Source organism: Bradyrhizobium sp. S3.12.5, assembly GCF_040548225.1.
In the GTDB taxonomy this organism is placed as follows: Bacteria; Pseudomonadota; Alphaproteobacteria; order Rhizobiales; family Xanthobacteraceae; genus Bradyrhizobium; species Bradyrhizobium cytisi.
This window is the reverse complement of the sequence record NZ_JBEPRF010000020.1, coordinates 1-14,142: the sequence shown is the minus strand read 5'-3', so window position 1 is coordinate 14,142 and position 14,142 is coordinate 1. Positions and strand designations below refer to the sequence as shown.

The window sequence follows — 14,142 nt, the reverse complement described above, 5'->3', positions numbered from 1 at the left end:
GGTATTTTCCTCTTGGTCTACTTAGGCGCGCCTGAGACACTCAGAGGGATCGTCTAAAACGCCCCAAATAGCTTCCCGAGCGCAATGACAGCCGTCAACGCGATCAACGGCCCCACCAATCCCACCACCATGATCTCGCGGTAGCTTCCGCGTTGTGTCGCGTCGCAGATCGCCAGCAGAGTGACGACCGCGCCATTATGCGGGAGCATGGCAAGCGCACCTGAGCTGATGGCGGCGACGCGATGCATTAGCTCAGGCGCGATGCCGATCGCCGCGGCGAGATGGGCGTAGGTTTCACCCAGCGCGTTCAGCGTAATGATCAATCCCCCCGAAGCCGAGCCGGTGATTCCACCCATCACATTGGCAGCGACTGCAATCGACACGAGCGGGCCACCGGGCACCGCGAGAAATCCGTCGCGAACTACGGTAAAAGCGGGCAACGCCGCAACCACGGCACCGAAGCCCACCAGGCTGGCCGTGTTGAGTGCCGGCAGCACGGAGGCATTGGCGCCAGCATCGAGAGTTGCCCGCAGCTCCGGCAAATTTTTGCGCAAGATCAGCACAAGAATCAGTGAGGCGAAGGCCAGCGCCGTCACGACGGACCAGACCCCGCTCACCGCGGAGAGTGAGGTTTCGCCGAACCGCGGCTCAGCCAGAAAGCCCGTATATATTCGCGGTAGCACCACCATGCTCATGACAAGATTGACCGCCAGCACGATGACGATTGGCGTCGCCGCGAGCGCAAAAGAGGGCAACAGCTCGCTTCGATAGCCGTGATTCAATTCGCCAGGGTCAAAATTGTCGGCGCTTGCGGCTCGCGAGCGCACGAAGTGTTCGTCGGCAGGTATGTGAGCCTCGGCGTCATAGCCCTCACCTGCGCTTCGCGCGCGTCGCTCCATCACGCGCAACCACCAAAGTCCGAAGCCCAGGATGATCGCGGAGGCCAGGATGCCGAGACCAGGCGCCGCAAAGAGCGTTGTGCCGAAATACGCCATGGGGATAGCGTTCTGGATCGCCGGGGTACCGGGCAAAGCCGTCATCGTGAAGGTAAAGGCCCCAAGCGCGATTGCGGGCGGGATCAATCGATGCGGCACCTTCGCCTGCCGGAATAGCGCGCTCGCCACGGGGAATACGGCGAAGGCTACGACGAACAGGCTGACGCCGCCGTAGGTGAGCACGGCACAGGCCAACACGACTGCCATGATCGCACGGCTTTCGCCCAGCCAAGCGGTTATGGCGCGAGCGATGGAAAGCGCCGCGCCGCTATCATCCATGAGTTTGCCAAACACGCCGCCCAGCAGGAACAGCGGAAAGAAATTCCGGATAAAACCCGCTGTGCCTTGCATGAACGTCAACGTCCATTTGGCGAGCAGCGGCTCTCCCGAAAAAGCAGCCGCCAGCATCGCCGCTGCGGGCGCCGCCAACAGCAGTGTGAAGCCCCGAAAGGCGAGGATGATGAGTAAGCCGAGAGCGGCCGAAATGCCCAGAAGTTCGATCGCGTGAGCGCTCATGATCCTGCTTTCAAAACAGAGGAAAATCCACTCGCCAATGCGCTGCCAATCGCGTCGTGCTTTGGCCTTACCCCGCAATGCGCAAGAGCGCGAACAAGATCGACGTCATGATCACGATCACCCCCGTGGCCAGGACCAACCGGTCTGCAAACAAACGGCGCATTGGGAATCCCCCTACACGAAGCTGTAGCGTTCAGAATGATACTTCGACATCGGCACGTTCATCTCGCCGAGCGCTTTTTCGATCGCATCCATCATGATGTTTGGCCCACAGATAAAATATTCATGATCGGCATATGGCGGTGTCAAATAACGCTTGAACATTTCCGCATTGATAAAACCGGTTTCGCCGGTCCAGCCATCTGGTGGCCTTGAAAGCACGTAGACGACTGTCAGCCTGAGTCGCACCTTCAGCTCTTCGAACTCCTCCCTAAAGGTGATCGATTCCCAGTCCTGAACACCGTAGAGTAAGACGACGGGGCGGGGGTCCTCCCGGTCGGCAAGCGTGCGTATCATGCTCATCATTGGTGTTACGCCGATGCCGCCGGCGACAAGCACGTGCATGTCCGCCGGGTTGCCGATCGTGAATGCGCCGTAGGGTCCGTCGAGATACACGCGCTGACCGGCGGGAACTTTGTGTATATTGCCGGTAAAATCTCCCAGGTTTCTGATCGTCATCTCGACGCACCCATCCGCCGCCTCGGCGCTGGAGGAGAATGAAAACGGATGCGCCGTAATGGCGAACGGGCTCTCCCACAGCGTCAACCACCCGAATTGGCCCGGACTGAACCGAAAGCCAGGGTGCCTGTCCGGCCGCATCACCAATGTAAAGGTGTCACCGCGTTCCTTGCGTACTTCCGCAACGCGATACGGCCGACGCAGCATGAAGAGCGGCTTGACGATGCGCACATAGAACAGCAATCCGATCCAAAAGACCGTCAGGCCGATCCACAGCGACCGTTTCCAGGGATCAACGAGGTAGAAGCTCGAGCCGACCATGTGCACAATGCCGGCAATGATGGCGACGACCGCCAGCACGACATGGATAAGATGCCATTTCTCGTACGAAATCTTTAATGACACACGCCAAAGGGCCGTTACGACCAGCGCGATCACACAGGCAATCGATACGAGAGCGAAGTGAGCGGTCAACGGCGCTTCAAGCATATTGGACGGCGCAAGCAACTGCGGCTGAACCGCGACGAGAATGATCGGATGCGCAACGACCAGACCCGCCGCAACGAGCGATATCTGACGATGAAAATGATAGATGACGTCTTCGCCCCACGGTTCGGTGACGTAGCGGAAGCGCGCGGTGAGGCCGAACTGCAGACCCATCATCGCAAGGCCGGAATAGCCGAAAGCGACCGAAAGCTCCGTCCAAAAATCGCGCGACGGGGGATGCGAGCCCGCCAGGAGCGCGAACAAGGGAGCGAGAATGAACAGCAGATAGACAAGGAGCCAGACAGCCCCGCGCAGGCCGTAGAGAAGCTGCATGAATCCATCCCCTTCGACGCGATCGCGTTCGAACTTTACCATCACGGCCAGCGGATATCCCCTCGGGAACAACAGCCGATCGTTCAAGGACAACTACTGATTTTCGGATCGGGTCTTCGCCGGTAAGATGTCGGTTCGAACGACTTGAACGATGTGTCCGGTCTCTCGCATTGCGGCATGTCCGACTCGCCGACGAGCACTCTGCTTTTCTCTCTCGTTCCGATCTGCTAAGTTCCTCATCTTGAATGAGCATTGTTCGCGGCAGCGAACCCTCATTCCCCGGGGTGCCATGCCGGACTCCATGATCGCCTATTGTGGCCCCGCCGCACTTCCGGACGACCTCTGGACGCGCTGGAACCTGGATCCGTTGCTAATTGCCATGCTTGTTGCCTTGGCGATCGTGGTTGGCCGCGGTCGATCCTCCGACGTCCGAGCTGGTTTCGGGGCGATCGGGTTGATGCTGCTCATCTTTGTCTCGCCGCTCTGCGCGATGTCGTCCGCGTTGTTTTCAGTCCGGATACTGCACCATGTGCTGCTGATCGCCGCAGTAGCGCCGCTTCTGGCTCTGGCTTTTCCGCAACGGCGAGCGGGCTCGTTGCCAATCGTCGTGCTCGTCGCTGCACACGCGGTCACCCTCTGGCTCTGGCACACCCCGGGGCTCTATACTTGGGGCCTTGCCAGCGTGCCGGCCTATTGGCTGATGCAGATTACGCTTCTCGGAAGTGCCTGGTTATTGTGGCGGGCGATCCTGGTGCCGTCGCCATCCGGTCCCGCGCTCATTGCGTTGCTAGGTACCATCGGACAGATGGGCCTTCTCGGTGCGCTGATCGTTTTCGCGCCCAGGCCGCTCTATCTCGTACATCTGGCGAGCACGGCAAGTTGGGGGCTCGCGCCGCTTGCGGATCAACAACTGGCGGGCCTCCTGATGTGGGTCCCTGCGATGCTGCCTTATCTGGGTGTAGGAGTCTGGATTGCGTGGTCCAGCTTGAGATCGAGCGAACCGGCCCTGTGACAACCTTCTTGAAATTCGTGCATCTAGGTGCGATCGCGCTCTGGTCAGGCGGCTTGATCGCACTGCCTTTCCTGTTTTGGCAACGCCGGACGCTTGAGGCCGGCCTGGATCTCGACCGGTTGCACCGCGTCACGCGGCTGGTCTATGTCGAGCTGGCCTCCCCTGCGGCATTTGTCGCCATCGGCAGTGGAACGGCACTGATCTTCCTGCAGGCGACCTTCGCGGAATGGTTTTCGCTGAAGATGGTGTTGGTGGGAATCATGGCGATGCTGCACGTCGTCGCCGGCCTGATCCTCATGCAGTTGTTCTTGCCCCAAGGAAAGTTCACCAAGCTCTCCTACGTGTCACTCATGAGCGCTTACATTGCGTTGATCGCCGCAATTCTCTGGATCGTGCTGGCCAAGCCGCACATTGATTCCAACCAGATCGCCGCACATCTGTTCGAGCCTGGCGGACTCGGGCGTTGGGTGCATCAATTCCTCGGCGAGACCAGAATGCCGACACCATGATCGAACACGAGCTTGCCCCCGTGCCAGCCGGCAAAGCCGACCATCACCGATGCAAGAGCCGAGAGAGCAAGGCCATGCGGCAAGATCGATTGGGTATCGACGAGACGCAGCCCCCAATTGGCTCCGGCGATCGCGACGAGAGTCATTGCCGCCACGGCATGGGACCAGCTCGCTTCAAGAAGCCGGATACCGCGCACCAGCAACAATTCTCCGGTGCCGACGATGCTAGCGGCCACGCCGCTCCAGAAAGCCATGCCCGTCGACCAAAGGCCGACGCGCACCCAGAAGGCATCTCCCGACCACCAATAGAATACGTCGACACCGAGCGTCGCGATCACGAATGCGATCGGGAAATGCACCATCATGACGTGGATCGGGTGCCCGACCAATGCCACCGCGGATCCAACATCCAGCCGAAGCAAATCCAGCATGACCGCACTGTGAGGCTGGGTCGTGAAATCGTCTCGCTCTGTCATCGTTCGCTTCCTTCACGGTGGAAACAACATCGTTCGGGCTCGGATCGTAATCTAATGCGGCTGTCTGTCCAACTCGGAATGCTGCCAACCCTCTCCGGCTGCACGGGCTCGCTATCGACGCTGGATCCCTCGGGACCGGCTGGCGCTTCGATCGCCACGCTCTGGTGGGTGATGCTGACCGGCGCGAGCGTTCTCTTTGCGCTGGTGATGACGCTCTTCCTGCTCGTGATCTGGCGTCCAGGCTGGGGCGCGGGTGTATCGCCAGGACGCTGGCTGGTGCTCGGCGGGTTGGTTCTGCCGGGCGTCGTGCTGATACCGCTTGTCGCCTATGCCTTGATCGCCGGCGAGAGTCTCCTGCCGTTACCCGGACACACGCCGCCACGGATAGAAGCCGTGGCGCGCCAGTGGATCTGGACGTTCCGCTATCCCGATCATGGTGGAGTGGAGACGCGGAACGTCTTGCATGTGCCCGCCGGCACACCAATCGACATCCTGGTTTCCAGCCTGGACGTTATCCATGCGTTCTGGATTCCCCGCTTTGCCGGCAAAATCGACGCGGTGCCGGGGCACGTGAACCGCCTGCGCATTCAGGCCGATCAACCCGGCCGGTACGCCGGCCAGTGCAACGAATTTTGCGGCCTCGGTCACGCAGGGATGCGCTTCGATGTCATCGTCGATCGCCCGGAGGAGTTCTCCGCAGCACTTGCGCGGGCGGCCGCTGCAGAAGGGTCCGAGAAGAAATGAGTGAACCCATCGGCCCTCTGTCGCAGGGCACACCGGCATTGCAGCTGCATCGCCAGCTCTCCGCGATCTGGGCAACGGGGTCAGGGCTTCAACGCCTTGCTGCCGTCAACCATTCCATCATCGGCATGCGGATGATGATCACGTCTTTCGTGTTCTTTGCTATCGCCGGCGTGCTCGGGATGCTGACACGGGTTCAACTCGCGACTCCCAACTCCCCATTCATGGCTCCGGAGACCTACAACCAGGTTTTCACCATGCATGGGTCAATGATGTTGTTCCTGTTCGCCATTCCCATGGTGGAGAGCTTTGCAGTTTATCTGATGCCGAAGATTCTTGGCACCCGAGACTTCGCCTTCCCGCGACTGACGGCCTATGGCTACTGGTGTTACCTGTTCGGGGGCACCATCCTGACGGTAGCGTTGGTCGCTGGAGTCGCTCCCAATAGCGGCTGGTTCATGTACACGCCGCTGAGTTCGAACGTCTTTACGCCCGGCATAAATTCGGACGTATGGTTGCTTGGTGTAACCTTCGTTGAGATCTCCGCGCTGTCGCTTGCGATGGAAATCGTGGTCTCGATCTTGAAGATGCGCGCGCCTGGCATGTCGCTCGACCGGATGCCGATATTCGCCTGGTACATCCTGGTGACGGCGATGATGATGATCGTCGCCTTTCCGCCACTGATCCTCGGCTCGATCCTGCTTGAAGTGGAACGCGCCTTCGGTCTGCCATTCTTCGACCCGACGCGTGGTGGGGATGCGCTACTATGGCAACATCTGTTCTGGCTGTTCGGCCATCCCGATGTTTATATCATATTTCTGCCGATGGCCGGCGTGCTATCGACGATCATCCCTGTCTTTGCGAACCGGCCGCTGGTCGGCTATCGGGCGATTGTCGTTGCTATCATCGCGCTCGCCTTTCTGAGCTTTGGCATCTGGGTGCACCACATGTTTACCGTCGGCATTCCGCACCTCGCGCTCGCCTTTTTCTCCGCAGGTTCGGCGATCGTCGCGGTCCCAACAGCGGTGCAGGTCTTCGCCTGGCTTGCCACACTGGCGCACGGTCGGCCGCGCTGGGACGTGCCGATGCTCTATGTGTTCGGCTTCTTCTTCATCTTCGTGATGGGCGGCCTGACCGGAGTCATGCTCGCCATGGTTCCGTTCGACTGGCAGGCCCACGATACTTATTTCGTCGTCGCCCACATGCATTACGTGGTGGCCGGCGCGCTCGCCTTCCCGATGCTTGCAGCGTTCTACTACTGGATGCCATTGCTGACCGGTCGCACCGCCGTGCATCGACTTTCGGTACCGGCGTTCTGGCTGGTCTTCATTGGATTCAACATGACTTTCTTTATGATGCACCTGACCGGACTCCGCGGCATGCCCCGTCGAATCTATACTTATTCCGGCGACGAAGGCTGGAATTGGCTCAATCTGCTATCTTCGATCGGCGGCTTCATCATGACGATCGGCTTTGCGCTGGTGGTAATCGACCTGTTTGTCCAGCTGCGTTACGGGAAGCGTGTGCGGCGCAACCCCTGGGAGTCGACGACGCTGGAATGGGCGATGCCGATCCCGCCGGCGCCATATGCATTCGCGTCGATCCCGGATTTTGGCGCAACTCGAGCCGATTCGACCGCGGCAAGCGATCTCGCGCTGTCACTGGCGCGCGGCGAAGGCTATCTCGGCTTCGCACGCAACGGATGGCAGGAGACGCTGGGCGTGCATAAGACATCCGGCGTGCCGGACCAACTGATCGTGTTGCCGAGCCCGACCTATCTTCCGCTTTACACCGCACTCGTGACCGCCGCCGCGGTTCTGGCCATGCTGTTCAAATTCTATCTGCTGTCGCTTGCCTTTGCGCTCGTGACCGCCGGCTTGTTCGTGTACGCCGGGCAGAGCGCCGGTCTCGCCCGAGACTACGGTCCGCTACCTGTCGGCCGCGGTGTCAGTGTGCCGCCGCATACCGAGGTGGCCGACGCGCCGTCGTGGCTGGCGTTGATCTGCACGCTGGTCGCCGATGGCACGTTGTTTACATCGCTGCTGTTCGGAACTTTCTATCTCTGGATCTCTGCGCCGAATTGGACCGCGGCGGTCACACCCGAGCCAAGCCGTACGCTCGCCATCGGCGCCGTCGCGGCGCTCGCGGCAGCCGCTGCGGCGTCACGTGGATCGCTGCGAGCGGCCACCACCGGCAGCCCAGCGAGCGGCTGGATTGGTCTTGCCGTGCTGGCCCTCCTCGCAGCCATCGCCGCAGCCGTCGGGCAGATTGCCGATATTGTGCCTCATCCGCGCGAGCATGCGCTCGGAGCGACTGCAGCAGCCCTGATTGGCTATGTCATTTTACATGCCGGTGTCGGCCTTCTCTTCCTTGTCAGCAACACCCTGCGCCTCCGTGCCGGCTTCATTTCGCCGCGGCGCGTGCTGGATCTGCGGCTGACGCGATTATGGCTGGACTACACCTGCGTTACGGGAGCCATTGCAATGGGGCTCGTTCTCGCACTGCCCGCACTCGTGACGGTATTGGGGGCTCGACCGTGATCGAGCGGCCGATATCACCAGGGCGATTGTGGTGGCTGGCGGCGGGCTTTGCCGTCTGGTGCAGTGCGCTGGTTACTCTCTACGCGATACACGGTATCGGCTGCGCGTTTGCCTGGTCGACGGGCTCGTTGCGGTCATGGCTTGCCGTCGCTCTCCTCGCACATTTGTTCGTACTGGGCTGGATGTGGCGCGCAACTGGCCACGCGGGCTCTAATTCTGATGTCGGTCCGACCGGAGCGTTTCTACATTGGGCCGTCCTCGGGACGCTCATCGCCTCGCTCGTCGCGACCGTCGTTACCTTCGCTCCAGCGCTGTTGCTCACTGCGTGCATCTAACAGGCCTGGATTCGCTTTCTTGCGTGTCCGCTAATGTGAGGGGTGGTCTTCTGCATTCACTTCCTCGCCATCCAGGACACGTCGCGAGTGTTTTCGTATTGCGGGTATTATATCCTGATGAAAGTATCGCGCTCGATACGGTGGACATAAACCACGGGCAACAGGAGGTGTAAGTGCCGACTGAAATCAGGATCGAAGGCGACTCGCCATATCTGCTCCCGCATGTAGACCATATCTCGGCGATGGCCCACGGTGAAAACGTGGATTTGATAATGTACGTGGCGTTGCCTGGGCATGCGGATTTGGAGCAGGTTTATGTGCAACTGAGCCTTCCCGCTGCAGACGATTTCTTGGCCCAGTTAACTCGGGCCGTTACCGAGACCAAGAAGGATCGTTCGGAGCCATAGACGCGGGAAATGCTCCGCAAGGATGCGCCGCGCGCAGGTCGAAACCGCTAGCCGGTCAACGCGGTTCAGGACGCGACCAGTTTCTTGCGGAGCGCATGACTAGGGCCTGCCGTCAAACAAGGCCTCGATCGCGGAAATCAGGTGACGTTAGTGGCGCCATTGCGCCGCACGCGATTAACCGCTGGATCGACGATCACATTGATCCCGTGAGCTCAGGAACGGTCCACCTTACGCACGATTCTCGAGCCTCCTCGGTCGGGTACCTGCTGTTGATCATTTTCGCCCACTCGATTCTCCGCATGCACGGCTGCCGCGGAATGTCTGTTGGCGTGCTTCGAGCCGACGGCATTTTACCTGAGCCGCGGATAGGGATGCCCCGCACGTGCGCCCAGGGTTTCGCCGGATAGAACGAGGTTTGCAGGGCGTTACCCTTCTATGAGCCATCCGTGGCTAGGACGGTTAAAGCGCTGCGGCTGATTTGATGAGGGCGAGAAAATGTTGCGAAAACTGATCTGCGCAAGCGCCGTCTGCCTGGCGTATTCGGCCCCGTCCCTCGATGGGGCGCGGGCGCAGGAGCGATCCGCAGTCACTATCTTCGAGAATGTCCGTATCTTTGACGGGAAGAACCCATCCCTTTCTGCTCCGTCGAACGTCCTGGTTCGCGGCAACATCATTGAGCGCATTACCACAGACCAGATCCCAGCCGATCGGCGAGCGGATACCCAAATCATTCCCGGAGGCGGCCGCGTCCTGATGCCCGGCCTCAGCGACATGCACTGGCATGCGATGTTGGTCCGGCCCACGCCAGCTCAATTGCTCTCCAGCGATTTGGGCTACACCACCCTCCTGGCCGGCGCGGAAGCAACCGCAACACTTATGCGCGGCTTTACGACAGTCCGGGACATGGGTGGCCCAACCTTTTCCCTCAAACGGGCGATTGACGAGGGAGTGCTCCCGGGTCCGCGCATCTATCCTTCGGGCGCTATAATCACAATCACCGGAGGCCACGGAGATTTCCGCGAACTCGTCGATTTGCCGAGAACACCCGGCGGTCCCCTCAGTCGTGCCGAAGAGATCGGCGGAAGCATCATTGCGGACAGCCCCGACGAGGTTCGGAAGCGAGCGCGGGAACAGCTCATGCAGGGCGCCTCGCAGGTCAAGCTGACGGCCGGCGGAGGCGTAGCGTCCCCCTTCAGTCCGCTCGACGTGACCACGTTTACTGACGATGAACTCAAAGCGGCCGTCGAGGCGGCCTCCAATTGGGGTACCTACGTAGCCACCCACGCTTACACGTCAGCCTCGATTCAGCGTTCGATAGCAGCGGGCGTGAAAGTCATCGAACATGGCCATCTGATGGACGAAGCAACCGCCCGCCTCATGGCGGAGAAAGGCATCTGGCTGAGCACGCAACCGTTCACCGATCTGGGCGGCGCTGCGGTTCTTCCGCCCGCACAACAGCAACAGATGATGCAGGTCGTGAACGGGACCAATCAGGTCTACAATTTCGTCAAGAAGTATAAGATCAAGACTGCATTCGGCACCGACATCCTGTTTTCGAAGGCGCTTGCCGAGCGTCAGGGCCAGGGAATCGTCGATCTGACGCGCTGGTTCACGCCGGCTGAAGCGCTGATCATGGCAACCTCGACGAACGGAGAGCTGCTTACCCTGTCAGGCCTACGCAATCCCTATCCGGGCAAGCTGGGGGTTATTGAGCAGGGAGCACTGGCGGATGTCCTGCTCGTTGATGGCAATCCACTGGAGGACATCCGTCTCGTAGCGGACCCCGCGAACAAGTTCATCGTGATCATGAAGGACGGGGTCATTTACAAGAATATCGTCCCAAAATGACCGAAGGTTGTGCCGCGTCGGCTCTGATCCAGAGCTGTAACGCGTGTTGACGGCTTGACAGGCAAAGGTTGCTTTATCTTGGAGGAGCAGGGGTATGTGTGATGCATGTGCGAATACAGCCATCGGACGGCGTCGGCTAATGCAAGGCAGCCTGGCATTGGCCGGGATCTCCCTGATCGGCGGCTCATTGCTTCCGCCCGCGGCTCAGGCTCAGCCGGTGCGCGCCGCCGATACGCCGGACACGGCGTTGAAGCTGCTGGTGGATGGTAACGCTCGCTACGCTGCAAACCAGCCGAACGAGCGTGATTTCTCGGCGAACCGGGCCAACACCGCGAGCGGGCAGGCCCCTTTCGCCTCGATCCTTGGGTGCGCAGACTCCCGCGTTGCGCCGGAACTGGCCTTTGACCAACGGCCAGGTAATCTCTTCGTGGTCCGCGTCGCCGGCAACTTCGTGACAAATGAAGGCCTCGGCAGCCTTGAATTCGGCTCGGCGGTTCTGGGAACGAAGCTCATCATGGTGCTGGGACACACCGAGTGCGGTGCGGTGAAGGCCACCGTGGAAGCCCTGCAGAAGGGCAATCACCTGCCCGGCCATATCGCAGGGCTCGTCACTGCGATGAAGCCGGGAATTGAACCAGCGGTCAAGAAAGCTGGCACCGATCTTGTCGAGCAGGCAACAATTGCGAATGTCCGTTACAATGTCAAACGCCTGGTGAACGCGAGCCCGATCCTGACAGAACTCGTTGCGAAAAACCAGTTGCGTGTGGTTGGCGGTGTCTATGACTTGGCTACTGGCAAGGTAGCGTTGATATAGGTCGTCAGCACGACGTTCGCATTCTTCTGAACAATGCCTTCAATCGGGATGCATCGCATGCCGATTGAAAAAGTGGCTCGCGAGGCGTCGAGCAGCCGGATTGAATGTGTCACGGCTCGCGGCCGCGAAGCGACACGAACTATTCCGGACGAACCAGAGACGGTGAATCAACGCGCTGGTTCCGATCTTCCAGGAGTGCAATGCGCTCGACGATCCGTCACGTGTTTGACAGGGATCGATTTCGCCGGATGATTTTGAGAACGAGCAAGGCTGCGCCCGCGACCAGAAGCACCGCCCCCAGCACCGTCAAATCGCGGTATGAAAACGTCAGCCCGGTGGCCAGTAAGAGCAGGCCAATCACCAACAGCCCGACACCAGCCAGCTTTTTCAGAAGTAGCGACAACAATGCCTCCCCCGTTTGAGCGAACTCGTTCTAGGCCGACGGCGGCATTTCGGGTGGGCTTGCTGCCGCCTTGGCGAGCGCGTCCCGCAACTTCTGTTCCTTGGTGTCGTCCAGGGACGTCTTCAGGACCACCCCACCTGCGTCCTGAATTTCTCGCAGAACCTTGTCCGCAGTCATGTTCTTGATCAACAAGAACAAGGCTGCGCTCCCGGTATCGATCTTTCCAGAAACCTCCTTCATGAAGGCGTCATTGATACCGAAATCGGCCAATGCTCCCCCGAGTGCTCCCGACGCAGCACCGACCGCCACACCAATCAATGGGTTCAGAAAAACCATTCCGATCAGCAAGCCCCAAAGGCTCCCACGAGCCACGCCGATCGCGGTCGTATTGACCAGCTGGTTGAGCTTCACACTGCCATCCGCCCCCTTAACCGCGATCACCGCATCATTGATGCTGATCAGGTACTCTTTTTGCAGGGACAGCAAGCGCTGGCGGACTTCCTCTGCCTTTGCCTCAGACGGATATACAATGACGACCAGATCGGACATCTAGAACTCCCATTTATCGACGTTGGTAACGCTCGACGATAATGAACGCATTGATCGCGCCGGTCGCCGCCAGTTCTTGAAGGAGGGCTGCGCTAAACGGCCGGAAGCCCGGCAGATGGCACCTCGTCACCAAATCATCTCCAGCTGCGGCACTCTGTATCCGCTCCGTCAGACGACCTATCTGCAAGAACCGTAGCATCCCGCCTCCACCTGCCCTATCGGAAGAAACCCCGAGCTGAGGATAGGAATACTCGCTGAGCTACAGCAACGGGATATTGCAGGAGATCATTTGCTAGTCCGCGTGCCGAGGATCATGCGCGGAAACGCTATTGACCGGCAGCCTCGCCTCGATGATCTTTGCGAGCCCCCAAGAATACCCCATTGCGAAAGCGCCTGTCCAAGCCCCCGGCTATGCCAAGTTGCGGTTCAAAGAAAATGCGCTTAACGTCGGCTCCGCAATTCGTCCGGTTTGCGCGAGAGCCCCGAGGTTTTTTGCCTTTTGGGGTAGACCGCGAGCGAACATAAGGGTTTTGCAGGATAGCTCTTTGATGCGCGGCGGGTACAATCGGATGATTGCGCCGCCGGTTGCTTCCATCATGACCGGGCAGATCGGGAGCGCCGCAAACGGGAACGACGCTGTGAAACGCATCTTGATCGCAGATGATCATGAGGTTGTGCGTTCTGGGCTCCGAGCCATCATTGAGATGCGCTCTGACTGGGCCGTCAGCGGAGAAGCAACTAACGGCGAAGAAGCCGTTACGATGACATCGGAATTGCGGCCGGACATCGTCATCGCTGATTATTCGATGCCCCTGATCAACGGACTCGAGGTCAGCCGCCGACTCAAGGCGCTTGGGCTGCAAACCGAAGTCCTTATTCTGACAATGCATGAGAATGAGGACTTCTTGACCGAAGCTGTCCTCGCCGGCGTTCGCGGCCTGCTCTTCAAGTCAGACGCCAAAAAGCATCTGATCTCCGCAATTGAAGCGCTGCTCGATGGCAGACCTTACTTCACCAACACCCTGCTCGAAACGCTCCTCCACGATTACCAGGTCAGCAAGCGCAACAAGCCGGACAGGGTGCTGACTTCACGTGAGCAGGGAATTGTCCAGCTCATCGCGGAGGGCCACACCAACAGATCGATCAGCACGATCCTGAAGGTCAGCGTGAAGACGGTTGAGACCCACCGCGCCGCTGCGATGCGCAAGCTCGGCATGTCGTCGACGGCAGAGCTGATCCGCTATGCTGTTCGCAAGAAGCTGGTCAGCCCTTAGGGGCGACGAAGTAACGATTGGCCGGCACGCGCTCTTCGGGGTCAAGCTTCTGGGACACCTCACGCCTGACGTCCTCAAATATCTTGGCTTCGTGCCGATCTGCCTTTGCGGTGGCATCATCGGCCGCGCATCTAGAGCGTTAGCCCATCTGACTGAATCGTTGGGGATTCACAAATCAGCGTTTTGGTGATTCAAGCTACCCGCCGGGACGGGAGGCCGGCGGGCA

General features: G+C 59.8%; 13 protein-coding genes. 8 read left to right on the top strand and 5 right to left on the bottom strand.

Annotation, left to right across the window (positions count from 1 at the left end; all coding sequences use genetic code 11):
* Nucleotides 1-53: 53 nt before the first annotated feature.
* Both ABIC09_RS26730 and ABIC09_RS26725 read right to left on the bottom strand, forming a co-directional pair.
* Nucleotides 54-1,496 carry a GntP family permease gene (locus tag ABIC09_RS26730; protein WP_354111198.1) on the bottom strand — a complete coding sequence of 481 codons (1,443 nt, stop codon included), beginning with the start codon at nucleotides 1,494-1,496 and terminating at the stop codon, nucleotides 54-56.
* A gap of 189 nt (nucleotides 1,497-1,685) precedes the next feature.
* Nucleotides 1,686-3,095 carry a ferredoxin reductase family protein gene (locus tag ABIC09_RS26725; protein WP_354111113.1) on the bottom strand — a complete coding sequence of 470 codons (1,410 nt, stop codon included), beginning with the start codon at nucleotides 3,093-3,095 and terminating at the stop codon, nucleotides 1,686-1,688.
* Between the two features lie 202 nt (nucleotides 3,096-3,297).
* Here ABIC09_RS26725 and ABIC09_RS26720 point away from each other — a divergent pair, with 202 nt between their 5' ends.
* Together ABIC09_RS26720 and ABIC09_RS26715 are read left to right on the top strand one after the other, a co-directional pair.
* Nucleotides 3,298-4,020 carry a cytochrome c oxidase assembly protein gene (locus ABIC09_RS26720; protein ID WP_354111112.1) on the top strand — a complete coding sequence of 241 codons (723 nt, stop codon included), beginning with the start codon at nucleotides 3,298-3,300 and terminating at the stop codon, nucleotides 4,018-4,020.
* Nucleotides 3,984-4,529 carry a HemJ family protein gene (locus ABIC09_RS26715; RefSeq protein WP_354111111.1) on the top strand — a complete coding sequence of 182 codons (546 nt, stop codon included), beginning with the start codon at nucleotides 3,984-3,986 and terminating at the stop codon, nucleotides 4,527-4,529. The genes ABIC09_RS26720 and ABIC09_RS26715 overlap by 37 nt, the downstream gene beginning before the upstream one ends.
* Here the strand turns inward: ABIC09_RS26715 and ABIC09_RS26710 are convergent.
* Nucleotides 4,493-4,960: a DUF2231 domain-containing protein gene (locus ABIC09_RS26710; protein ID WP_354111197.1), complete on the bottom strand. Its 468-nt coding sequence runs from the start codon at nucleotides 4,958-4,960 to the stop codon at nucleotides 4,493-4,495. The two genes, ABIC09_RS26715 and ABIC09_RS26710, sit on opposite strands and share 37 nt — an antisense overlap.
* Nucleotides 4,961-5,059: 99 nt before the next feature.
* Between ABIC09_RS26710 and coxB the strand changes: the two genes are divergently transcribed.
* From coxB to ABIC09_RS26685, 5 genes are all read left to right on the top strand, one after another.
* A complete protein-coding gene (gene coxB, locus ABIC09_RS26705; protein ID WP_354111110.1) occupies nucleotides 5,060-5,749 on the top strand; it encodes a cytochrome c oxidase subunit II in 690 nt (229 codons plus the stop codon).
* Nucleotides 5,746-8,286, top strand: coding sequence for a cytochrome c oxidase subunit I (ctaD, locus tag ABIC09_RS26700; RefSeq protein ID WP_354111109.1), 2,541 nt, complete (start codon nucleotides 5,746-5,748; stop codon nucleotides 8,284-8,286). The genes coxB and ctaD overlap by 4 nt, the downstream gene beginning before the upstream one ends.
* Nucleotides 8,287-8,794: 508 nt before the next feature.
* A complete protein-coding gene (locus ABIC09_RS26695; protein ID WP_354111108.1) occupies nucleotides 8,795-9,028 on the top strand; it encodes a hypothetical protein in 234 nt (77 codons plus the stop codon).
* Nucleotides 9,029-9,523: 495 nt separating this feature from the next.
* Nucleotides 9,524-10,876 (top strand): metal-dependent hydrolase family protein, encoded by a 1,353-nt coding sequence (locus ABIC09_RS26690; protein ID WP_354111107.1) that lies wholly within the window; start codon nucleotides 9,524-9,526, stop codon nucleotides 10,874-10,876.
* Between the two features lie 94 nt (nucleotides 10,877-10,970).
* Entirely contained in the window at nucleotides 10,971-11,690 is a 720-nt protein-coding gene (locus ABIC09_RS26685; protein WP_354111106.1) for a carbonic anhydrase, read from the top strand.
* Between the two features lie 217 nt (nucleotides 11,691-11,907).
* Here ABIC09_RS26685 and ABIC09_RS26680 read toward each other — a convergent pair whose 3' ends face one another.
* Entirely contained in the window at nucleotides 11,908-12,093 is a 186-nt protein-coding gene (locus ABIC09_RS26680) for a hypothetical protein (RefSeq protein ID WP_354084967.1), read from the bottom strand.
* Between the two features lie 30 nt (nucleotides 12,094-12,123).
* Nucleotides 12,124-12,642 carry a DUF1269 domain-containing protein gene (locus tag ABIC09_RS26675; RefSeq protein WP_354084968.1) on the bottom strand — a complete coding sequence of 173 codons (519 nt, stop codon included), beginning with the start codon at nucleotides 12,640-12,642 and terminating at the stop codon, nucleotides 12,124-12,126.
* A 638-nt stretch (nucleotides 12,643-13,280) separates the two neighbouring features.
* On the opposite strand from ABIC09_RS26675, the gene ABIC09_RS26670 reads away from it, so the two are divergent.
* Entirely contained in the window at nucleotides 13,281-13,916 is a 636-nt protein-coding gene (locus ABIC09_RS26670) for a response regulator (protein ID WP_354111196.1), read from the top strand.
* Nucleotides 13,917-14,142 lie beyond the last annotated feature (226 nt).